Annotated in this window: 19 protein-coding genes; 8 read left to right on the plus strand and 11 right to left on the minus strand. The window is 68.9% G+C overall.

Annotation, left to right across the window (positions count from 1 at the left end):
• Positions 1-6: 6 nt before the first annotated feature.
• Together ACSFBF_RS20580 and ACSFBF_RS20585 are read right to left on the minus strand one after the other, a co-directional pair.
• Positions 7-1,170 (minus strand): acyl-CoA dehydrogenase family protein, encoded by a 1,164-nt coding sequence (locus ACSFBF_RS20580; protein ID WP_435470182.1) that lies wholly within the window; start codon positions 1,168-1,170, stop codon positions 7-9.
• 17 nt (positions 1,171-1,187) lie between these two features.
• Positions 1,188-1,973: a citryl-CoA lyase gene (locus ACSFBF_RS20585; RefSeq protein WP_435470183.1), complete on the minus strand. Its 786-nt coding sequence runs from the start codon at positions 1,971-1,973 to the stop codon at positions 1,188-1,190.
• A 107-nt stretch (positions 1,974-2,080) separates the two neighbouring features.
• Between ACSFBF_RS20585 and ACSFBF_RS20590 the strand changes: the two genes are divergently transcribed.
• From ACSFBF_RS20590 to ACSFBF_RS20600, 3 genes are read left to right on the plus strand one after another with little or no spacing between them, the layout of a single operon-like run.
• A complete protein-coding gene (locus ACSFBF_RS20590; RefSeq protein WP_435470185.1) occupies positions 2,081-4,408 on the plus strand; it encodes an acyl-CoA dehydrogenase family protein in 2,328 nt (775 codons plus the stop codon).
• A gap of 43 nt (positions 4,409-4,451) precedes the next feature.
• Positions 4,452-5,438, plus strand: a complete 987-nt coding sequence (locus tag ACSFBF_RS20595) for a Bug family tripartite tricarboxylate transporter substrate binding protein (protein ID WP_435470187.1) — start codon at positions 4,452-4,454, stop codon at positions 5,436-5,438.
• 3 nt (positions 5,439-5,441) lie between these two features.
• The gene (locus ACSFBF_RS20600) at positions 5,442-6,944 is read left to right on the plus strand and encodes a class I adenylate-forming enzyme family protein (RefSeq protein WP_435470189.1); all 1,503 of its coding nucleotides are present in this window, start codon (positions 5,442-5,444) and stop codon (positions 6,942-6,944) included.
• A gap of 5 nt (positions 6,945-6,949) precedes the next feature.
• On the opposite strand, the gene ACSFBF_RS20605 is transcribed toward ACSFBF_RS20600, so the two are convergent.
• Positions 6,950-7,366 carry a nuclear transport factor 2 family protein gene (locus ACSFBF_RS20605; protein ID WP_435470191.1) on the minus strand — a complete coding sequence of 139 codons (417 nt, stop codon included), beginning with the start codon at positions 7,364-7,366 and terminating at the stop codon, positions 6,950-6,952.
• Between the two features lie 220 nt (positions 7,367-7,586).
• On the opposite strand from ACSFBF_RS20605, the gene ACSFBF_RS20610 reads away from it, so the two are divergent.
• On the plus strand, positions 7,587-8,267 hold the full coding sequence (locus ACSFBF_RS20610) for a hypothetical protein (protein ID WP_435470193.1): 681 nt from the start codon (positions 7,587-7,589) through the stop codon (positions 8,265-8,267).
• On the opposite strand, the gene ACSFBF_RS20615 is transcribed toward ACSFBF_RS20610, so the two are convergent.
• Entirely contained in the window at positions 8,210-9,436 is a 1,227-nt protein-coding gene (locus ACSFBF_RS20615) for a DNA topoisomerase IB (protein ID WP_435470195.1), read from the minus strand. The two genes, ACSFBF_RS20610 and ACSFBF_RS20615, sit on opposite strands and share 58 nt — an antisense overlap.
• 121 nt (positions 9,437-9,557) lie before the next feature.
• Here ACSFBF_RS20615 and ACSFBF_RS20620 point away from each other — a divergent pair, with 121 nt between their 5' ends.
• Positions 9,558-10,601, plus strand: a complete 1,044-nt coding sequence (locus ACSFBF_RS20620) for a purine-nucleoside phosphorylase (RefSeq protein ID WP_435470197.1) — start codon at positions 9,558-9,560, stop codon at positions 10,599-10,601.
• 10 nt (positions 10,602-10,611) lie between these two features.
• On the opposite strand, the gene ACSFBF_RS20625 is transcribed toward ACSFBF_RS20620, so the two are convergent.
• From ACSFBF_RS20625 to ACSFBF_RS20645, 5 genes are read right to left on the minus strand one after another with little or no spacing between them, the layout of a single operon-like run.
• Positions 10,612-11,298 carry a TIGR02117 family protein gene (locus tag ACSFBF_RS20625; protein WP_435470199.1) on the minus strand — a complete coding sequence of 229 codons (687 nt, stop codon included), beginning with the start codon at positions 11,296-11,298 and terminating at the stop codon, positions 10,612-10,614.
• Between the two features lie 7 nt (positions 11,299-11,305).
• A complete protein-coding gene (locus tag ACSFBF_RS20630; protein ID WP_435470201.1) occupies positions 11,306-12,553 on the minus strand; it encodes a Y-family DNA polymerase in 1,248 nt (415 codons plus the stop codon).
• Between the two features lie 53 nt (positions 12,554-12,606).
• Positions 12,607-13,215, minus strand: a complete 609-nt coding sequence (locus ACSFBF_RS20635) for a YiiX family permuted papain-like enzyme (RefSeq protein ID WP_435470203.1) — start codon at positions 13,213-13,215, stop codon at positions 12,607-12,609.
• Between the two features lie 30 nt (positions 13,216-13,245).
• Positions 13,246-14,733: a TRAP transporter large permease subunit gene (locus ACSFBF_RS20640; RefSeq protein WP_435470205.1), complete on the minus strand. Its 1,488-nt coding sequence runs from the start codon at positions 14,731-14,733 to the stop codon at positions 13,246-13,248.
• Positions 14,734-15,255: a C4-dicarboxylate ABC transporter substrate-binding protein gene (locus tag ACSFBF_RS20645; protein ID WP_435470207.1), complete on the minus strand. Its 522-nt coding sequence runs from the start codon at positions 15,253-15,255 to the stop codon at positions 14,734-14,736. It lies immediately after the preceding gene.
• A gap of 96 nt (positions 15,256-15,351) precedes the next feature.
• On the opposite strand from ACSFBF_RS20645, the gene ACSFBF_RS20650 reads away from it, so the two are divergent.
• Positions 15,352-15,915: a putative glycolipid-binding domain-containing protein gene (locus ACSFBF_RS20650; protein WP_435470209.1), complete on the plus strand. Its 564-nt coding sequence runs from the start codon at positions 15,352-15,354 to the stop codon at positions 15,913-15,915.
• Here ACSFBF_RS20650 and ACSFBF_RS20655 read toward each other — a convergent pair whose 3' ends face one another.
• Positions 15,916-16,905 carry a Bug family tripartite tricarboxylate transporter substrate binding protein gene (locus ACSFBF_RS20655; protein WP_435470211.1) on the minus strand — a complete coding sequence of 330 codons (990 nt, stop codon included), beginning with the start codon at positions 16,903-16,905 and terminating at the stop codon, positions 15,916-15,918.
• The gene (locus ACSFBF_RS20660) at positions 16,902-17,822 is read right to left on the minus strand and encodes a LysR family transcriptional regulator (protein WP_435470213.1); all 921 of its coding nucleotides are present in this window, start codon (positions 17,820-17,822) and stop codon (positions 16,902-16,904) included. The genes ACSFBF_RS20655 and ACSFBF_RS20660 overlap by 4 nt, the downstream gene beginning before the upstream one ends.
• A 118-nt stretch (positions 17,823-17,940) precedes the next feature.
• On the opposite strand from ACSFBF_RS20660, the gene ACSFBF_RS20665 reads away from it, so the two are divergent.
• Both ACSFBF_RS20665 and ACSFBF_RS20670 read left to right on the plus strand, forming a co-directional pair.
• Positions 17,941-20,676 carry a tannase/feruloyl esterase family alpha/beta hydrolase gene (locus ACSFBF_RS20665; protein WP_435470215.1) on the plus strand — a complete coding sequence of 912 codons (2,736 nt, stop codon included), beginning with the start codon at positions 17,941-17,943 and terminating at the stop codon, positions 20,674-20,676.
• Positions 20,677-20,726: 50 nt separating this feature from the next.
• A complete protein-coding gene (locus ACSFBF_RS20670; protein WP_435471232.1) occupies positions 20,727-22,019 on the plus strand; it encodes an alpha/beta hydrolase family protein in 1,293 nt (430 codons plus the stop codon).
• Positions 22,020-22,042: the final 23 nt, after the last annotated feature.

The raw sequence follows: 22,042 nt of genomic DNA on the forward strand, positions 1-22,042 counted from the left end.
AGTCCTTCAGAACGAACGAGGCAGGCCGAGCATGTGCTCAGCCACGTAGCTCAGGATCAGGTTGGTCGAAATCGGCGCGACTTGATACAGCCGTGTCTCGCGGAATTTGCGCTCGATGTCGTATTCGCACGCAAAGCCGAAGCCGCCATGGAACTGCAGGCAAGCATTGGCCGCCTCCCAGCTCGCCTTGGCCGCAAGGTACTTCGCCATGTTGGCCTGCGCGCCGCAGGGCTGGTGCGCGTCGAACAGGCGGCAGGCTTCATAGCGCATCAGGTTTGCTGCTTCCACTTCGATGAACGCCTCGGCAATCGGAAACTGCACGCCCTGGTTCTGCCCGATGGGCCGGCCGAACACCACGCGCTCCTTGGTGTAGGCCGTTACCCGGTCGATGAACCAGTAGCCGTCGCCGATGCATTCGGCCGCGATCAGCGTGCGCTCGGCGTTGAGCCCGTCGAGGATGTACTTGAAGCCCTGGCCTTCCTCGCCGATCAGGTTCTCGGCCGGAATCTCCAGGTTCTCGAAGAACAGCTCGTTGGTCTCGTGGTTCACCATGTTCAGGATGGGCTGCACCGTCAGCCCCTTGCCGATGGCTTCGCGCAGGTCGACGATGAAGATCGACATGCCTTCGGACTTCTTCTTCACGTCCGCCAGCGGCGTGGTGCGCGCCAGCAAAATCATCAGGTCCGAATGCTGGATGCGCGAGATCCACACCTTCTGGCCGTTGATGACGTAGCGGTCGCCCTTCTTCACCGCCGTGGTCTTGATCTTGGTGGTGTCGGTGCCGGTGGTGGGCTCGGTCACGCCCATCGATTGCAGGCGCAGCTCGCCGTTGGCGATCTTCGGCAGGTAGTTGCGCTTCTGCGCCTCGCTGCCGTGTCGCAGCAGCGTGCCCATGTTGTACATCTGGCCGTGGCAGGCGCCGGAGTTGCCGCCGCAGCGGTTGATTTCTTCCATGATGACCGAGGCCTCGGTCAGGCCCAGGCCAGAGCCGCCGTACTCCTGCGGGATCAGCGCGGCCATCCAGCCGGCCTTGGTGAGTGCATCGACGAAATCGGCGGGGTAGCCGCGCGCCTCGTCGATCTTGCGGAAGTAGGCATCGGGAAACTGCGCGCACAGGTCGCGCACGGCGTCGCGGATGTCCGGAAAACTCTTGTCGTTGGCGTTGTTCATTGGTCGTTGCTGCTCAATCAATCCTGGCGGGGGCCGCCGGCTTCTTTCTCCACGCGTTGCCAGATCTCGATGGCCATCGGGTCGTCGATCTCCTCGAGGATGTGGCCCACGAGGCCGATGGCGCGCGCCATCACGCCGAAGCCGCGAATGATCTTCCACGGAAAGCCGAACTCGGCCGCAATCGCGCCGACGGCCCCGGTCGCGTTGATCGGCAGCGACTTGCCCGACACGCGCTCGGCTTCTTCCTGCACCGCCTGCATCAGCGCGACATAGTGCGTGGAGAGCCCGTTCTCCGCCGCAATCTGGAACAGGCGCGGCGTGCGCGGGTCGATGGGCTTGTGCAGCGGATGGCCGAGGCCCGGCACGATCTGCTTGCGTGTGCGGTGGTCGGCCACGATGTCTTTTGCCATGTCGGCGAGCGGGCGCGTCGGCTTCTCGCCGAAGGGAATCGCTTCGTAGAGCATCTTCGCGGCGCCTTCGGTGCTGCCGACGAACACCGTGCCCAGGCCGCAAAGACCGGCTGCCACGGCGGCCTGCAGCGCTTCGGGCGCGCCTGCATAGGTGAGGCGCGCGGCCAGCGCGCTGGGCGTGATGCCGTGCTCCACCAGCGTGACGACGATGGCGTTGAAGGTCACCGATTCCTGCGGCGTCGGGATGCGCCCCGTCAGCTCCAGGAAGGCCATGTCGCCGAGGTTCAGGTGGCCGAGGATTTCCGAAGGCAGGTCGCGCCCGCGCACGGTGATCCTGTCGGGCGTGCTGTGGCCCAGCTCGGTGTGCAGGGATTTCTTGATCTTGGTGGTCATGGCAGCGAATCTAGCCCGCCCTCGCGCGAGGTGGTTCTCTGATTGCGAAACCCTCCCTTCGGCAAATGCAAATGCTCGCTGGCGGGGTCTTCAGGCACGCTGCGGCGATGGACCTTGAATCACTTTCGGCAGTGCGCGAATCGGCGCTCGACTACTTCGTTCGCAGTCGGGCCATCCAACGGCGGCGCGAGCGCATGGAACAACCCGGTGCCGACGAGGCCGAAGGCTGGCGCGACATCGCCGCGCTGGGCTGGCCCGGCATGCTGGCGCCCGAATCGGCCGGTGGTCTCGCGCTGGGGCTCGACGGCGCTGCGGAAATCTTGCGGGCCGCGGGCGAGCATGTGGCGCCTGAGCCGTTGCTGGCCGTGGCCGGCCTCAGTGCGCTGCTGCTGGCGAGGCTTGGCACGCCGGGCGCGGATGCCCTGCTGGCCGAACTGGTCGCGGGCCGCAGCCTGCCCGCGCTGGCATGGCAGGAAAGCGCGGGCGATCTGAGCGCGGTGCCGTTGGCCTGCGGCTGCGAGGCTCGGTCCGGACACACGGGCGGCGTGCTGCTGCAAGGCGAAAAACTCATGGTGCTGCCCGGCGCGGCCGCCAGCGGCTGGCTGGTGTCGGCGCGCGGCGACGACGACGCGGTGCTGCTGTGGGTGCCGCGCGGCACCGAAGGTGTGACTGAAACGCTCGTGCCGCTGGTCGATGGCAGCCAGGCATCGAACCTGCGTTTCGAGCAGGTGGCGTTGCCGGGTAGCGCGGTGCTGGCCGAAGGCCCGGCCGCGCAGGACACCCTGCGTCATGCCCTTGCGGCCGGCCAGATCCTGCAATCGGCCGAGCTGCTGGGCGCGGGGCAGGCCATGCTGGCGCAGACGCTGGCCTACCTGCGCACGCGCTCGCAGTTCGGCAAGCCCATCGGCAGTTTTCAGGCACTGCAGCACCGCTGCGTCGACATGTTCATTCACCTCGAAGTAGCGCAGGCCACGCTGAACGAGGTGCTGGCCCTGGCGGCGCAGGGTCTGACGGCAGATCGGATCGAAGCCGAGGCAAGCCGCGTCAACGCGCGCTGCACCGCCGCCGCGCTGCAGGCCTCCCGTGCGTCCGTGCAGCTGCATGGCGCCATCGGCTACACGCAGGAGTGCGACCTGAGCCTGTTCTACAAGCGCGTGCTGTGTCTCTCGGCCTGGCTGGGCAATGTCAGCGCCCATCAGCGCCGTCATGCGTCGCTGTCGGGTGATGCGGAAGCTGTGGCGGGTGCGGCCGAGTGGCAAGGCGAGTTCCCGCGCACAGCAGATTGGTCCGCCATGACCGAGTCCGACTTCCGCCGCATGGTGCGCGCCTTCCTGCAGCAGCGCTATCCGCAACAGCTGCGCTATCTCTCGCACCGCGCGCGCTGGAGCGAGATGCGCGAGTGGTATCTCACGCTGTCGGCGCAAGGCTGGATCGCACCCGCGTGGCCGCAGGCGCATGGCGGCATGGGCCTGCCGGCGGACAAGCTCATCGCGTGGATCGAAGAGCTGGAGCAGCATGGCGTGGCACGCGCGCCCGACCAGGGCATCGTGATGATCGGTCCGCTGCTCATCCAGCACGGCACGCCCGAGCAGCAGCAGCGCTTTCTGCCGCGCATCCTGAGCGGCGAGCACGTCTGGTGCCAGGGCTACTCCGAGCCCAATGCCGGCTCCGACCTCGCGGGCCTGCGCACCGAGGCACTGCCCGCGCGCGATGCGCAGGGCGATCACTTCGTGGTCAACGGCCAGAAGATCTGGACCACGCTCGCGCAGGACGCCAACCATATCTTCATGCTCGTGCGCACCGACAAGGACGCACGCAAGCAGGAGGGCATCAGCTTCCTGCTGTGCGACCTGCGCACGCCGGGCATCACCATCCGGCCGATTCATACGCTCGCGGGCGAGCCCGAGTTCTGCGAGGTGTTCTTCGACAACGTGCGCGTGCCGGCCGAAAACCTTGTCGGCAAGCTGCATGGCGGCTGGACCATCGCGAAGGCGCTGCTGGGCTTCGAGCGCATCTTTCTCGGCAGCCCCAAGCAGTCGCAGTACGCGCTGGGCCAACTGGCGCGGCTGGCGCAGGCGCGGCGCCTGTTTGCCGACCCGGTGTTCGCGCAGCGCTTCGCGGCGCTGAGGCTCGACGTGCTCGACCTGTCGGCCGCCTACACGGGCTTCGCGAACATCGTGCGCGCCGGCAAGCCGCTGCCGGCTTCGGTGTCGCTGCTGAAGATCTGGGCGAGCGAGACCTATCACCGCATCGGCGCGCTGCTGGTCGAGGCCGGCGAAGAGCAGGGCGCCGTGGCCGGCGACCAGGTGCTCGACGGGCAGAGCTTCAACGTGCTCTCGCCGCTCATCGGCTCCACCGCCGCAATGATCTACGGCGGCACGAACGAGATACAGCGCAACATCCTCGCGCGGCAGGTGCTCGACCTGCCGGCCTGAGCGATGTAGCCGACGAAGAAATACACAACAGGAGACAACGCTCATGACATCGACTCACTTCTCGCGCCGCCACCTCATGGCCGCGATGGCAGGCAGCGCGGCGCTGGCTGCACTGCCGCATCGCGCCTTCGCGCAGCAGCCCCTACCGCCGCTCATCAAGCTGGTGGTCGGCTATTCCGCCGGCGGCCCGGTCGACGGCGCCGCGCGCCTGCTCGCGCCCGCGCTGAGCCAGGAGCTGGGCACGCAGGTCATCGTCGACAACCGTCCCGGCGCCAGCGGCTCGCTCGGCGGCGATGCGGTCGCCAAGGCCGCGCCCGATGGCGCGATGCTGTTCTTCGGCGCGAGCCCGACCATCACCATCAACCCGAACGTGCAGCGCAAGATGGCCTTCGACCCGATGAAGGACCTGACGCCCATCGCGCCGCTGGTGGACTACACCAACGTGCTCGTCATCAACAACGAGGTGCCGGTGCGCAACCTCGCCGAGTTGCTGGCCTACGCGAAGGCGCGGCCCGGCAAGGTGTTCTACGGCTCGGCGGGCGTGGGCGCGTCTAACCACCTGAGCGGCGCGCTGCTCGAGAAGATGACCGGCGTGCAGCTGACGCACGTGCCCTACAAGGGCAGCGCGCCGGCGCTCGCCGACGTGATGGGCGGCACCGTGACCATGATGTTCGACATCATCGCCACCTCGAAGCCCTTCATCCAGACGGGCAAGGTGCGCGCGCTGGCCGTTACCTCGCGCCAGCGCAACCGCATGCTGCCCGATGTGCCGACCATGATCGAGTCGGGCGTGCCCGGCTACGACGTGGGCGGCTGGTTCGGCCTCTACGGCCCGGCGCGCATGGACCCGGCGCTGGTCGCGCGCATGAACGCCGCGGCGCAGAAGATGCTGGCGCGCGAGGACATCGCGAACCGGCTGCGCGAGCAGGGCTACGACGTGTGGTCGGGCGCAGCCGACCTGCTGGCGACAAAGGGCAAGTCCGACCGCCAGCTCTGGGCGACGGCGTCCAAGGGCATCGAGGCGGAATAGACGATGCAGAAGATCCACGAGCTGTTGGAGGCGCGCGCAGCGCGCACGCCGGAGGCTGTCTTTCTTTTCGAACCCGGCGGGACGACGACTTACGCGGCGCTGCAGACGATGGTCGATGCAGCAGCACAGGACCTGCTGGCCACCGGCGTGCGGCTGACCGACCGCGTGGTGCTGGTGGCCGAAAACTGCGCTGCGCACATCGCGCTGCTCATGGCCTGCAGCCGCGTCGGGGCGTGGTCGTGCGGCGTGAATGCGCGCATGTCTCCGGGCGAGATCGCGGCCATTGCAGAGCGTGCGGATGCGCGGCTTTGCTATTTCACGACCGGGGCGTCCGAAGCCGCTGAACGGCATGCGCAGAGGGCCGACGCAAAGCCCTCCGCGCTTGCCGGCGTGATGCGTTCGGCTGTGCGTGAAGAAGCACGCACCGAGCCCGACCCGGCGTTGGCCGACACGGCCGCCATCATCTTCACATCCGGCACCTCGGGCACGCCCAAGGGCGTGATGGTCTCGCATCGCGGTCTGCTGCATTTCGGCCGCGTGTCGGCCCAGGTGCGTGCCCTGGGCGAGCGCGACCGCGCCTATGCCTTCCTGCCGATGACGCACATCTTCGGCATCGGCACGGTGCTGATGGCCGCGCTCACGGGCGGCGCCGCGCTGGTGCTGCGCGGCAGCTTCTCGCCGGCCGACATGCTGCAGGCGCTGGCTCACGAGCAGGTGTCGAACCTGCTCGGGCCGCCGACGATGTATGCGCGCCTGCTGGCCCACATCGAGGCGGAGGGGGTGGCACCGCGCTTTCCGCAGCTGCGCTACGTGTACACCGGTTCCGCGCCGCTCGACCCCGCGCTCAAGCAGCGCGTGGAGCAACTGTTCGGCCAGCCGCTGCACTACGGCTACGGGCTGTCGGAGTACGCGGGCTCGGTGTTTCTCACGCGCACCGAGTCGCCGCGCGCGGACACTTCGGCGGGCTATGCGGTGGAAGGCGGCGAGGCCCGCATCGTGACTCTCGACGGCAACGACGCCGCACCCGGCGACGCCGGCGAGATCTGGCTGCGCGGCCCCGGTCTCATGCTCGGCTACTTCCGCGATGCCGCCGCCACGGCGCAGGTGATGCGCCCCGGGGGCTGGTACGCCACCGGCGATCTCGGGCGCTTCAGCCCCGACGGCGCGCTGTTCGTGGTCGGCAGGCTGAAGGAAATGATCATCCGCTCGGGCTTCAACGTGTATCCGGCGGAAATCGAGGCGGTCATCGGCCGTTTCGATGGCGTGCACCTGTGCGCGGTGGTCGGCGTGCCCGAGGCCGATGGCAACGAGCAGGTCGTCGCCTTCGTCGAGCTGAAACCCGGCGCCGTACTCGACGAAGCGGCGCTGCGCGCGCATCTCGTCGAGCACCTGTCGCCCTACAAGCGCCCGGCCCGCATCGAGGTGATCGACGCAATGCCCACCACGGCCAACGGCAAGCTGCTCAAGCGCGAGCTGCAGGTGCGCTGCGCGACGGCCGGGGGCTGACCCGGTCAGCCGAAGATCGCGGCCCGGCCCTTCTGCGTGTCCATGTACTCGCGCACCCGGGCGATGCGGCCTTCGCGCAGCTCGAAGACAAAGCAGTAGTCGTTGTCGTAGTGCCTGCCGTTGGCCAGCGTGGCCTGCATGCGCTCTTCGAGGATCACGGTGTCGCCGTCGCAATACAGGTGGGAAAAGCTCACCTCGACGTCCGAGACGAAGAGTCTGGGAAAGGCCTCGACCAGGAAATGCGTGATCACGGCCGGTCCGATCATGTGGTCGGGCACGTCGAGCGCCACCGCGGTCGCGTTGCCCTTGGGCGCCAGCCATTCGGCGTCTTCGGTGAAGACGGCCTGGATGCGTTGCGGGTCGCGGCTCGCAAAGGCCTTCCAGGCTTCGGTGACGGCGCGCTTGTTCTGTTCTGGGGTCATGGGGCGGGTCGGCGGCGGGAGTGGACGGAAGCCCGAAGGTAGGGGCTGCGCCGCGCGCCGGCGCGCCGGTTCCGGACATCTCCAACCGGCCGCGGCATCGTAGGCACGCTCCTACATCTGCGGCAGGGGGCGGGCACGATACTTGTAAATTGTTAATTCCTCGTTTCAGGAAGCATTTCTTGACCCCGCCGATGAACCCGAAGCCCGTGGGCCCCGCGCAATGAAGTCCTCGCCCAGTGCCCGCAGCTGGATCGCCGCCGGCGTACGCCACGAACTGCTCACACGTGCGTTGCCCGCCCTGCGGCACGACATGGCGGCGCCCGTCTCGGTGATCCGCATGGCGCTGCTGATGCTCAAGCGACAGGTCGGCGCGGCCACCATCGACGCCGCGGCCTGCGAGGAGCGGGTGGCGCTGATCGACAACCAGGTGTCGGAGCTGATCGAAGCCATCCGCTCGCTGCGCGACTGGGAACTGGCCACGACCGACGACGGCATCACCCGCAGCGCGCTGGTAGCGCAATGCGTGGCGCTGATGCGTTCGGCCTTCGACCTGCACGGCGTGTCGCTCGACGCCGATGCCTCGCTCGATCCGCAGGAAGACGAGCACCGCTGGCCCGCCGCGGCCGCGCTGCGCTACCTGTTCCTCGGGGCGCTGGGCTACCTGCACGACGGCGCGGCGGAGGCGGGGGCGATCCGTGTCGAGGCGGATGGTGCGAACGCACTGCGCCTCACGGCCCTGCCGCGCGAACCCGGCGGTACGCCTGCCGTGCTCGACGCGCACCGCGCGCCGCGCGCGCTGGCCATCGACGCCGTCGCGCTGCAGAACCTGGCCGAAGACCTTGGCTACGCCGTGGCGCTGGATGGCGACAGCGTGCGCCTCGTGCTCGCGACCGGCAACTGAGTCTTGCTGTTGCGGCTGGTGCCGCGCACCGCTTGCCTCCGCCGTGGCGCTCGCAGGAAGGCCAGCAGCCGCCGTTCGGCCGCATGCAGCCCGCGCGATGACTTGGCCGTGCCGTGCCCGGCGATCCTCTCGAACAGCGCACCGGTGGCTTCGTCGCCCTCCGAGAGCGCACTGCCCAGCGCCAGCACGGCCGGGTGCACGTACGCCTTCTTGCAGACAGCGGGCGTGTTGCCGAGCTGCCTGGCGACGGCCGCCAGGATGTCCTTTGCGCTGTAGCGATTGCCGTCGGCAGCGGCGCGGCCCGGCTCGCAGGCCAGCCGGGTGAGTTCCAGCGCCTGCACGGTGCCGTGCCAGGTGCGGAAGTCCTTCGCGGTGAAGCGCTCGCCCTGCGTGGCTTCGGCCAGGTAGTCGTTCACGTCGGTGGACGAGACGCTGCGCAGTTCGCCATTTCCGCCTCCGTCTGCATCCTCGTCCACGTACTGGAACAGCGCCTGCCCCGGCAACTGCTGGCATTGCCGCACCACCCTGGCCACGCGTGGGTCGTCGAGCTTCGCCTCGTGCATCACGCCGCTCTTGCCCCTGAAGCGCAGCCGCAGGGCCTGGCCCTGCACGGCCGCGTGCCGGTTGCGCAGCGTGGTGAGGCCGTAGGAGCCGTTGCTGCTCGCGTATTCCTCGTTGCCCACGCGCAGCAGCGTGGTGTCGAGCAGGCGCACCACCGCCGCGAGCACCTGGCTGCGGCCCGGCGCCTTCTGGCCCTTCGGCAGTTGCAGGTCGCGCGCCACACGGGCGCGGATGCGCGGCAGCGCGAGCGCGAAGGCTTCGAGGCGGTCGAACTTGGTCTCGTCCTTCATCGAGCGCCAGTCGGCGTGGTAGCGGTACTGCTTGCGCCCGCGCGCGTCGATGCCGGTGGCCTGCAGGTGGCCGTTGGGCAGCGGGCAGATCCACACCTGGGTGTAGGCCGGCGGAATGGCCAGCATGCGGATGCGCGAGATCTCGTCCACGTCGCGCAGCCATTGCCCCTTGGCATCGCGGTAGCGAAAGCGCTCGCCATGCTTCAGGCGGCGGATGCCGGGCATGTCGGGGTTCACGTAGACGAGGCCATTGGCGATGGGCGTCGGCTTCAAAGGAGGCTTCGAAGAGGGCTTTGCAGGAGTGGAAGAGTCCGGCATGGGGTTTGCGTGATGGCGTTACATCGCGCTTTTGCCAGCACCGACAATCGCCGCTTGTAGGACGCCGGGCGCGCTTGTTGTCCTTGTCCTGCCGTCTTTGTCTCTCTTACCGGGTTCCAGAATGACTTCTTCCAAGTCCTCCCTTTTCACCGCTCGTTGGCTGGCTGTACCTGCCGCGGCGCTGCTGTTCACGGCCTGTGCTTCCACTTTCACCCCGACCGCCTCGGTCCCGTCCGCGCCCGTGAAGGTCAAGGTTTTCGTTGCTGCCATGTTCGAGATCGGCCAGAACACAGGCGACCGCGCCGGCGAGTTCCAGCACTGGTACGAGCGCTACTGGAAGGGCGCCAAACCCATGGCAGTGCCCGGCGCGCTGCAACCCGTGTACTGCAACACCGATGGCGTGTGCGGCGCGGTGCTCGGCATGGGCAAGGTCAACTCGTCGTCGTCGATGCAGGCCATCTTGCTGAACCCGCAGTTCGACTTTTCGCAGAGCTACTACGTGATCTCGGGCGTGGCCGGCACGCCGCCCTCGCGCGGCACCATCGGCGAAGTGAGCTGGGCCACCTGGCTGGTCGACTACGACCTGGGCCACCGCTGGGCCCCCGAAGAGAACAAGCCCGGCGAGCCGACCTTCATGCCGCGCAAGGGCTATGAGGAATACCGTCGCTTCAAGCTCAACTCCGACCTCGTGGGCTGGGCCATGAAGCTCTCGGCCGACACGCCGCTGAAAGACGCCGACTCGGCCCGCAAGTACCGCCTGCGCTACCCCGACGCCGCGGCCCGTCGCGCGCCCTTCGTGGGCACCGGCACGCACATGACCGGCGACACCTTCTTCCACGGCCCCGGCATGTCGAAGCAGGCGCAGTACATCGCCAAGCTCTACGGTGCCGACGACTACGTCATCACCGAAATGGAAGCCGCCGCCATCACCCTCGTGATCAAGCGCACCCACGGCACCGACCGCGTGATGAGCCTGCGCGGCGCCGTCAACTTCGACCAGGGCAGCCCGAAGGAAACCACGCTGCAGCATCTGGACCCGGCACCGGGCGAAACGGCCGGCGGCTTTGCCGAGACGGTGGAAAACATCGAGCTGGTGGGCAGCCGCGTGGTCGATCACATCGTCGCAAATTGGCCGCAGTGGTCGGCCGGCGTGCCCAAGCCCTGAGCTTCGCTGCTCAGGGCCGCGCCGGCTTCAGGTGCCACGTCACCGTGAAGTCGAAGGGCGTCCAGCGGCTGACGGTGACGCCCGAGCGCCGCAGTCCGCGCCCCGTCCAGGTGTTGCAGGTCTCGAAGAGGTTGTAGCCGCCTTCGGCTTCGTAGAAGGCGTCCTGGCTGTCGTAGTGCGCGCCTGCGATGGGCGTGGCCTGGCCCGAGGGCAGGGCGGCGCGCACATAGCCAGCCAGTTGCGCGTACTGCGCCTGCGAGAGCGGCAGGCTGTAGGCGCCGCGCCCCAGCTGGTTGCGCCGCAGGTAGCTCACGTGCATCAGCGCGCGGTTGCCGCCCGACAGCGCCCCGAAGGCGCGCGCCACCGTCAGGTCGCCCCAGGTGGGCGTGTTCAGGTAGAACTCGCGGTCGCCCCAGCCGATGGCGATGAACTCGGCATCGGGCGGCGGCGCCTTGAAATCCTTCAGCGGAAACACCTGCAGCCAGTCGACGGTGGTTGATCGGATGGGGAACACGTAGTCGGTGTGCACGCCGTTGCTCAGCACCCAAGCCTGCACGTTCGCTGCTGCATCGTTCGATGGTTTCGCATTGGCCGGCCAGAACACAAGCACGCAGGCCGTGGCCACGTAGAGGCTGACCAGCGCGACGAAGCCCAGCAGCGTGAAGGCGATGCGCCACAGCCAGCGTTTCAGCGCCATGGCGTGTTCAGAACAGCGACGCGGTGGTCGCTGCCGGTTCCGAGGCGGCGCGGTGCGCACCGGCCCCGGCGGGCGCCAGCGCTTCGGGGCTGCCTGCTTTCGCCAGCGCGCCCACGCGCACGCCCAGGAGGCGCAGCGGCCGCTCCAGCGGCACGCGCTTCAGGCACAGCCCGCCCGTGTGGCGGATGGTCTTCGCGTCGTCCGTGAAGCGGTCGATGGTCTGGTCGCGCGTGGCGATCTTGAAGTCGTCGTAGCGCAGCTTGATGCCGATGGTCTTGCCCACGTAGCCCTTGCGCTGCAGGTCGGCGGCCAACTGCTCGCACAGCTGCGTGAAGATCGCGCCCAGCTCGGCGCGGTCGCGCACCGCGTGCAGGTCGCGGTCGAAGGTGGTCTCGCGGCTCATCGACACGGGTTCGCTTTCGGTCACCACCGGGCGGTTGTCGCGGCCCCAGGCCACCTCGTGCATCCATGCACCGGTGGCCTTGCCGAAGGTGGCAACAAGCCAGTCACGGTCGCGCGCCGCGAGCTGGCCCACGGTCTCGATGCCGAAACGCTTGAGCTTCTCGTCGGCCTTGGGGCCGATGCCGTTCACCTTGCGGCAGGGCAGCGGCCAGATGCGCGATTCGAGATCGTCCTCGTAGACGATGGAGATGCCATTGGGCTTGTTGAACTCGCTCGCCATCTTGGCGATGAGCTTGTTGGGCGCCACGCCGATGGAGCAGGTGAGGCCTGTGGCGTCGACGATGGCTTTCTGCAGCAGCCGCGCCAGCGAGCGCCCGCCGTCGCGCTGGCCGCCGGGTACGTCGGTGAAGTCGATGTACACCTCGTCCACGCCGCGGTCTTCCATGAGCGGTGCGACCTCCAGGATGATGCTTTTGAAGGCGCGCGAATAGCGCCGGTATTCGTCGAAGTCCACCGGCAGGATGATGGCCTGCGGGCACAGCTTGGCAGCCTTCATGAGCCCCATGGCCGAGCCCACGCCGAACTGCCGCGCCGGGTAGGTTGCGGTGGTGATCACGCCGCGGCCCGTGTAGTCCTTCAGCAGCGGGAACGACTCGACCGGAATGTCGGCCAGCGTGCCGCCTTCGGGCAGGTTGCGGATGGCTTCGTCCACGCGCCGCCGCCCGCCGCCGATGACCACCGGCAGGCCCTTGAGCTGCGGATAGCGCAGCAGTTCGACCGACGCGTAGAAGGCGTCCATGTCGAGGTGCGCGATGCGGCGGATCGGCGGTGTTGACGGGGTCTGTGAACTCACGGCCACGATTGTCTCGCGGTCGGGCGGCGCGTGCCCGCGCGGGGGAGATTCGGTCAGCGGGTTTCGACGGTCACGAGCAATGGCGATTCGAACATCGCTACCGGCGAGATCACCGGTTCGTCCATCGGCACCTTGTCGCCATAGCGCTCGCGCATCTTGGCGCGCACGGCGGGGTCGGTGAGGTTGAATTCGCGGATCTTCTGCAGCTCGCCGATGCGCACGCCCAGCGCGCGCTGGTAGAGCTTCCACACCAGCTCGGAGCAGTAGATGCGCTTGTCCGACCATTCGAAGGTCAGGTCGTAGGGGCGGCCCTCGAAGTCAGAGGTGCCCGCGCGCAGCCTGGCCACCGCGCCCGGTGTCAGCAGCGTGTCGGCATTGCGCAGCCGCTTCACCACGTAGTGCCCGCCGTTGCCGCGCGCGGCCCATTGCGCGAGTGGCGTGTAGCGCACCGTCGATACCGCCTCGAACACATAAGGCTTGCCGCCCCGCAGCAGCACGATGCCCATGTGGCTGTAGCGCGAGCCGGTGGCGCGCTGCACGGCGATGCTTTGGGCCGAGCGCGAGGTGTGGAAGATGATGTCGCCGTCTTTCAGCGCCGCCGCCGCGTGGCTGGCGCCGAAGGACAGGACCAGTGCGAGCGCGGCAGGGAGCTTGAAGGTCATACGCCGCGCATTGTGCGGCACGCCGAAGCGCTATTTCTCTTCAGGTGGAGTGGTGCTGTCGCCGGTGTCGGGCGGCGCCATCTCGCGCATCAGGAGGTCCACCGCTTCATCGTTCATCGGCTCGGCGGGCGCGAGCGCGGTGGGCGAGGTGCGCAGCCAGCGCGTGGTCTCGGGCAGCGCCATCACCAGCGCGGTCACGGTGGCGAGCACCGCCAGGTAAGGCGCCAGCGCCCGCGCCACGGCAGCCACCGGCGGGCGCGGCGAGACCTGCCCGCGTGCCAGCACCAGCGCATAGCCGAAAGGCGGCAGCAGGAAGCCGGCCTGCAGCACCAGCAGGGTCAGCGTGGCGATCCAGGCGGCGTCGTCGAGCTGGGCGAGCACCGGCGGCATGACGATGGGCACGATCAGGAAGATCAGCTCGAAGGCGTCGAGCACAAAGGCGCAGGCCAGCAGCACGGCCAGCACCGCCATGAGCCCGACCATCGGGTGGCCCTGCAGCGACAGCATGAGCCGCGCGATCAGCCCGTCGGTGCCGAAGCCGCGCAGCAGCAGCGAGAAAGTGGTGGCCGCCACCAGCAGCGCATACAGCGCGCCGGTGAGCGCCATCGCGTCGTCGAGCACCTGCCACAGCACCGCCCGCGTGAGCTGGCGCGACGCGATGCCCCAGCCGAGCAGCAGCACGCAGGCGGCGGCCGCGCCTTCGACCGCGCGCACCCTGCCCAGCGTGACCAGCACGAGCAGGGCGCCGATCAGCAGGGGCACGAGCAGCAGCGTCCAGCGTTCACGCGGCGCCATCGGTTCGCGCGGCGCTGCCGTTGCGGCGGGCTTGTTGCGCCGTGCGCCGAACCACGCGACCGCGAGCCAGCCGAGCAGTAGCGCCGCCGCAGGCACCAGCGCTGCCTGAAGGATGTCCTGCGTGTTGACGATACGGTTGGCGGCACCCGTGGGCAAGGCCAGCGTGCGCGCCATGTTCACGCCCTCGGTGTGGGCGCGCAGCATCGCGTCGCCGAGCAGCAGCAACACCAGCGAAGGCGGCACGATCACGCCCAGCGTGCTGGTCACGGCCACGAGCGCGGTGCGTTGTGCGGCGGGCAGGCCTTCGGCTGCCCAGCCCTTGCCGGCCGTGCGCGCCAGCGTCAGCAGGCTGGCGCCGACCGAGCCGTTCATCGGCGCGAGCATCAGGCCCAGCACCATGCCGGCCAGCTCCGATGCGGCGCGCGGCGCGACAAAGGCCAGCGCCTTGCGCAGGCCGTTGTACAGGTGCTCGGCCAGCGCCAGCCGGTTGAGCAGCGCGCCCACCAGCGCATAGAGGGCCAGCGCCTGCAGCAGGTCGTGCTCCAGCAGGCCGACGATGCGCCACGGAAGGTTCTGCAGCAGCGCCAGATCGAAGGCGCCGAGTGCCAGCCCGACCACTGCGCCCAGCGTGCACACGCCCAGCAGCACGGCGTAGGTCGGCCAGCCGGTGGTCATCATCAGCGCCAGGGCCAGCGCGAGCAGGGCGAGTCCGAGCCAGGCCATTCAGCGCCCGAGCGGGTGAAGTTCGTGCCAGAGATCGAGCGCGCTTTGCACCGCCAGCAACACCGCGAGCAGCAGCAGCGCCACCTTGACCATGAAATAGCCGGGGTTGAAGGTGTCGGGGAACAGTTCGAACGCGGCCACCGAGCGCCATACCGGCACGGCGGCCGTCACGATCAGGAACAGCGCCCACGGCAGCACGCACAGCGCCGCGCCGATGCGGCGTGCCCGCGCAAAGCGCCCGCCGGTATCGGCAGCCACGTCGGGCCGCGCCACGAGGTGTGCGCCGCGGCGCCCGGCGTGCCGCAGTGCCACCGCCACGTACAGCGCGAACAGCCACTGCGCGAGGTCGTTGGCCTGCGTAGGGCCGTTGCCCGAGCCGGCCAGGTCGCGCAGCGGCCATTGGGCGAACAGCAGCAGGGCGATGGCGATGGCAAAGGGCATCGCCGCGCGGTCGATCCAGTCGAGCCAGCGCGGCGCCGGCGGCGGGGGAGGGGCTGGAAGATCGGCCGGTGGCGGTGTCATGCGACGCCGATCGTCTTCCCGGAACCTGACCACCACCTGCGGGCGTGGCGGGTCATTGCTTGCGCGGTGCAGCATGCCGGTGCCATCATCCGCGCCATGCAAACCGTCGCCTCCATCCTCTGGCGCAGGCTCGATGTACCGGGCCACGACGCCTGCCGTCTAGAACGCAATGCCTCGGCCTGGCAACTCGATGGCGCGGCCGTGTTCCGGCTGGAAGACGGCCGCATCGGCCAGCTGCACTACCGCGTGCGCTGCGACCTGCACTGGCACACCCAATGGGGCACCGTGCGCGGCTGGCTAGGCGACGCGGCCGTCGACCTGTCGATTGCCCGCGACGCGCGCGGCCACTGGAAGCTCAACGACGAGGCCGTGTCCGACCTGTCGCACTGCGTCGATCTCGACCTGGGCTTCACGCCCGCCACCAATCTGCTGCAGCTGCGTCGCCTCAACCTCGCGAAGGGCGAGGGCGCCGATGCACCGGCGGCCTGGGTCGATCTGGACGGTGGCGGCGTGCTGAGCGAGCTGGCGCAGCGCTACGAGCGGCGCAGCGAGAGCGAATACGCCTACGAGGCGAAGCGCTTCGACTATGCGGCTACGTTGAGCGTGACGGAAGACGGCTTCGTGCGCGACTATCCGCGGCTCTGGATCGCCGAGAAGTAATCAGTCGAACTGCGAGCGGTCGCCTGCCACCAGTTCGCGATTGCGCCGCCGGTCGAGCGCTATCTCGTGCGCGAAGTCATCCGTACCGCCACCGGCCGGCAGGTTGTAGGCCCCACGCAACCGCGCGCGCACCACGCTGCTGTCCAGCACGCGATTGATCTCCGCATTGAGCCGCTGCACCACCGCCACCGGCGTGCGTGCCGGCGCGAAGATGCCGAAGAGTGAATCGCGGTTCGCCTTCTCGAAGCCCAGCTCCGCGAGCGTGGGCACCGCGGGCAGCGCCTCGATGCGCGCGGGTGCGCCCACAGCCAGTGCCTGGAAGCGCCCGCCCTCGATGTACTGAAGCTGCTGCGCCGCGACGTTGGTCGATAGCACCTCGAACTGCCCGCTCAGCGCATCGTTGAGCTGCGGTCCGCCGCCCTGGTAGGGGATGTGCGTGATGTCGGTGCGGCTCTGCACGCGCACCTGCGCCAGCACCAGATGGCCGATGGTCGCCACGCCCGAGGTGGCCCAGCGCACCTCGCCCGGCTGCCTGCGCGCCTGCGCGATCAGCTCGCCGAAGCCGTGCCCCGTGAAGGCCGGCGTGCCCACCACCAGCACCGGCGTTCGCATCACGCTGGCCACGGGCACGAAGGCGCGCTGCGGGTCGTAGGGCACGCGCGCCAGCAGCGGGTGCAGGGTGAGCGGGCTGATGGCGGAGAAGGCCAGCGTGCAGCCGTCGGGTGTCGCGCGCGCGAGTGCGTCCATGCCGAGGCTGCCGCCCGCGCCGGGACGGTTTTCGATGAGCACAGGCACGCCGAGCGACTGCGCCAGCGGCTCCGCCAGCACGCGTGCCATGCCGTCGCTCACGCCACCGGGCGGGTAGACCACGATCAGGCGCACCGGGCGGCTTGGCCATGGCGCGGCATGCGACACCCCTGGCAGCGCGCACATCGCCGCGAGCACGCCGCCCGCGCGCTGCATGAAGTGGCGGCGCCGCAGCAAGCTCATGATCCCGGATTCTCGACAGCCAGCCTGCGCAGCAGCTCCGCGAAATGCTGCGCCGGCAGGTTGTCTTCCTCGACGCGCGACACCAGCGTGAGCGGCGCATCGAGCTGGCCGCCGTCGGCCAGCCGCGCATAGGCGATGGCATGCGCGTGCACGCCGGTCATCGAGGCCGGCACCACCGACAGGCCGACTCCGGCTGCAACAAGGTTCAGGTTGGTCATCATGCGATCGACTTCGGCCACCACGCGCGGGCGCAGGCCCTTGGCGTGGCACAGCGCGAGCAGGTCGGCATAGAGGCCGGGCGCGCCCGGGCGGCGCACGAGGATGATGCCTTCCTCGCACAGCTTCGCGAGCGGCAGCGGGCGCGAGGCCTTGTTGCGGCCCAGGGCAAAGCGGTGGTCGCTGGGCATGGCCACGAGCACAGGCTCGCGCAGCAGCGTCTCGAACACCAGCCCCTCGGGCCGCGCGACCGGCACGCGCAGCAGGCCGCAGTGCAGTCGGCCCGCGGCCAGCGCTTCGGTGAGTTCGGCGGCGTTGTCTTCGCGCAGCTGAAGCTCCACCGCAGGGTACGCACGGCGGAACTCACGCAGCGCCTCGGGCATGAAGCGGTGCGCCGCGGCCGAGCTGGTGAAGCCAACTGCGAGCGTGCCGGCCTGGCCCTTGGCTACACGCACCATGCGCTGCTTCATGGCGTCCATGTCCTGCAGCATGCGCAGCGCCTCGGTCTGGAACAGGCGGCCCGCGTCGGTGAGCGCCACGCCGCGCGGATGGCGGCGGAACAGCAGCACGCCCAGCTCGCGCTCGAGCGTCTTGATCTGCTGGCTGAGCGGCGGTTGCTGGATGCCCAGTTGCTCGGCCGCGCGCGTCATGTGGCCGGTCTCCGCGACGGCGGCGAAGTAGCGCAGTGCCCGTATATCCATATTTTTTTCGTATGAAGAGTGCCTTGTTATTTTATTTGACCCTAAGTCACCCTGAACCTATCGTCCGGCCGCCTATTCAAAAAGCGGCCCACCGAGGCCGCATGCCGGAGACAAATCCATGCGCAAAACGCGCCCTGCCTCGATGTTTCGTGCCGTCGTTTGCGCGATCGGTATTTCGCTGATCCTTGCCGCCTGTGGTGGCGGCGGTGGGGGAGGCGGCGGTGCCGGCTTCCTGCCGATCGTGCCCACAACCCCGCCCGCCAGCGACGGCAATAACCCGCCCGCCGACAACCCGCCGGACAACCTGCCGCCCCCGCCCGTGCAGCCGGTTGTCTCCTGTGCCGACCTGTCGGGCAAGAGCCTGCCCGCCTCGCTCATCAGCCTGCCTACGCAAGGCGCCACCGTCACCAGCGCCACGCCCGTGGCCGCGGGCGACGTGGGCAACACGCTCGGCGACTACTGCCGCGTGCGCGGCACCATCCAGCCGGTGGACCCCGCTTCGCAGGTCATCAACTTCGCCGTGAACCTGCCCGAGAAGTGGAACCAGAAAACCATCCACTTCGGCGGCGGCGGCTTCGACGGTGTGCTCATCGACGGCACCGAGGTCATCCGCTTCGGCCCCGCCGACAAGCCCGCGCCGCTCGCGCTGGGCTACGCCACCTACGGCGACGACTCGGGCCACCAGTCGGGCAGCATCACTGACGGCCGGTTCGCGGCCAACGACGAGCAGCTTGCCAACTACGGCGGCCTGTCGCTCAAGAAGACGCGCGACGTGGCGCAGGCGCTGGTGCTCGCACGCTACGGCGTAGCGCCCAAGCACGCCTACTTTCTCGGCACTTCGACTGGCGGGCGCGACGCGCTGAGCTACATCCAGCGCTGGCCGCTGGACTACGACGGCGTGATCGCCAACGAACCCGCGCTCAACTACACCGGCACGCGCCTGTCGAACGTGGCCGTGGGCCGCGCCCTGTACCGCAACGGCGGCGTGGGCTGGATGAACGTGACCAAGACGCTGCTGGTGCAGAAGACCGTGATGAACGCCTGCGACAAGCTCGACGGCGCGGCCGACAACCTCATCAGCAACGTGGAAAGTTGCCGCCTGCTGAACACGCAGATCCTGGCCTCGCTGCGCTGCCCCGGCGGTACTGACACGGGCAACACCTGCCTGTCGGACGCGCAGCTCGACACCGTGCGCGCCATCGAGAACCCGCTGGACTTCACGACCTACTCGCTGGCCAACGGCGTGAAGCGCGCGGGCGGCTACAACATCCTCGAAGGCACGCTGGTGGCCGGCCCGTACACCACGCGCGACCTCGGCACGCGCGCCGTGCCGGGCAACCCGGCCACCTCGCTGGACGCCAACATGTACGTCACCGGCGACCAGTGGGTGAAGTACTTCGTCACGCGCATCGATACCTTCGATTCGCTCACCTTCGATCCGCTCGACCCAGGCGCCTACGCCGCGCGCGTGACCGGGGTATCGAACCTCACGGACGCGACCAATCCCAACCTGGCGCCGTTCTTCGGCCATGGCGGCCGGCTCATCATGCTGCACGGGCTGGCCGACGAGGTGATCAGCAACAACTCGACCATCGACTACTACAAGCAGGTCGTCGCCACGCTGGGCCAGGCGGCGGTCGACCAGGGCATGCGCTTCTACACCGTGCCCGGCATGGGCCACGGCACCGGCAGCTTCATTCCCAATTGGGATTCGCTCGCCGCGCTCGAAGGCTGGGTGGAGGGTGGCCTCGCGCCCGCCACCGGCATCGCCGTCGACGCGGTGGCCGGCACCTACGGCCGCACGCGCCCGCTGTGCCGCTTTCCGGCATGGCCCAAGTACCGCGGCAGCGGCAGCCTGGACGCGGCCGTCAACTACAGCTGCGTGACCGAGGTCGGCGACCCGCTGGCCTGCCCGAACCTGCCCGCCTCCGTCACCAGCTACAAGGGCGGCAACAGCTTCGGCGAAGAGCTGCGCGTGCAGATCGACCCCGCCGCCATGACCTACACCATAACCATCGACGCCAGCCTGCAGCGCACCGTGGGCACGCAGCGCACCGGCTCGCTCATTGCAGAGGGCAACTGCAGCTATTCGAGCGCCGAGAGCGGCGCGGTGTTCAGCTTCGGGCCCGGCGGCGTGGTGTCGGGCGGCGTGAACGCGCCCAGCGGCGGCGGCTTTGCGCCCCTGGTGGCGTTCCAGAACACCTTTGCGGCAGCGCCGGTGTCGGGCGACTTCAAGTCGGTGGCGAACATCTTCAACGCGGTGGGCGTGCAGCAGGGCACGGGCGGCACCAGCGCGCAGTCGCTGGCGGTGCGCCTGCGCAATGCGGGCACCTTCCAGTACTGCCGCGATCCGGTGTCGGGCGGCTTCATGATCTACGACGCCAACTGCACGCAGACCGAGAAGGGCTACGTCGCCTACAACACCACGCGCGCATCGTTCGACCTGTTCACCACCTCGCCCACGGGCAGCGCCGTGACCACTGGCGGCACGCTCACCGGCTCGATGGTGATCGGCCTGGTCAACGGCGTGGCCGTGCCGGTTCACCTGGTGCGCGAGTCGGCCGCGAATGCGGGGCTGCGCGTGTTCGGCCTGCAGCAGAGCCTGATGCCCGGTGCGGCCGACGGGAGCTATGCGCTGGTCAGTGTCAAGGGCGAGAACCACGATGCCACGGTGGCCGGCAACGGTTTCAATCTGGCGGGTGCTGCCGCGGTGCTGAGCTACGACGCGCCCGTGCTGGGCGTGGTGCAGGCCGATGCGGGTCGGCCGGGCAATTTCATCTTCAACAGCGGCGTTCTCGCCTTCGTCTCCGACCCGGGAGCGAACGCGGCGCTCGAATTCGGAGTACGCCATTGAAAAAACGACTGTCCAGCCTCGCGGCATTCGCACTGATCGGCGCGGCGCCGATGCTGTCCGCGCACGCGGCGGCGACTGCACCCAAGGCCGCCACCTGTCCCGCGCCGGTGCCCGAGGCCGCGCGCTGCTACACCGGTGAGGACGGCACGGGCGCCCTCTACTGGATAGCGATCCCGAAGGACTGGAACCGCGTGCTCGTCATGCACGCCCACGGCGGCCCCGAGACCGGCCCACCCAAGCTGGAGCGCAGCGAAGAAGACTTGAAGCGTTGGGCCGTCACCGTGAAGGCCGGCTATGCCTGGGCCGGCTCCACCTACCGGCGCGGTGGCTACGGCGTGACCATGTCGGCTGAAGACACCGAGCGCCTGCGCCAGATATTCGTGCGCCATTTCGGCCAGCCGCGCCGCACGCTGCTGCACGGGCAGAGCTACGGCGCGGGAGTGGCGGCGAAGGCGGCCGAGCTGTATGCGCCGGCCGGCGGCACGAAGAGCCCCTACGACGGCCTGCTGCTCACCAGCGGCGTGCTCGGCGGCGGCAACAGCGCCTACGACTTCCGGCTCGACCTGCGCGTGGTGTACCAGTACGTCTGCCGCAACCATCCGCGCCCCGACGAGCCGCAGTACCCACTGTGGATGGGCCTGCCGATGGACTCGAAGCTCACGCGCGCCGAACTTGCAGAACGCGTGAAGGAGTGCACCGGCGTCGGCCTGCCCGCCGCGCAGCGCACGCCCGAGCAGGCGGCGAAACTGAAGACCATTCTTTCGGTCGTGAAGATCCAGGAACGCTCGTTGGTGGGCCACCTGACATGGGCGACTTGGCTGTTCCAGGACCTGGTGCAGAAACGCCTGAACGGCCGCAACCCCTTCGGCAACATCGGCGTGGTCTACAGCGGCGCGGCCGACGACGCGGCGCTCAATGCCGGCGTGGCGCGCTACGCGGCCGACCCGCAAGCCAAGGGCGCGCTGGCGGCTGACAGCCAGCCCACCGGCCGCACGGCGCTGCCCACCGTGGGCCTGCATGCCATCGACGATCCAACCGCTTTTGTCGAGCTGGAGAACTCCTACCGCCGCATCCGCGACGCGGCCGGCACCGGCGACCTGCTGGTGCAGAGCTTCAGCAACGAGCGCGAGCACAGCTACCTCAGCGATTCGGAATACCCCGCGCTCTTTGCCGCGCTGCTCGACTGGATCGACAAGGGCGAGAAGCCAACGCCCGAAGGCCTCGCGCAACGCTGCAAATCGCTGATGCCACGCTACGATGCCGACGGCAAGAACGGCTGCCACATCCAGCCCACGTGGCAGCCGCCCGCGCTCGAAAGCCGCGTGCCGCAACGCGCGCCTTGATCTACTTTTTTCATCCTCTTTTT

It is taken from the genome of Variovorax nivicola, assembly GCF_051216475.1.
GTDB lineage: Bacteria > Pseudomonadota > Gammaproteobacteria > Burkholderiales > Burkholderiaceae_C > Variovorax.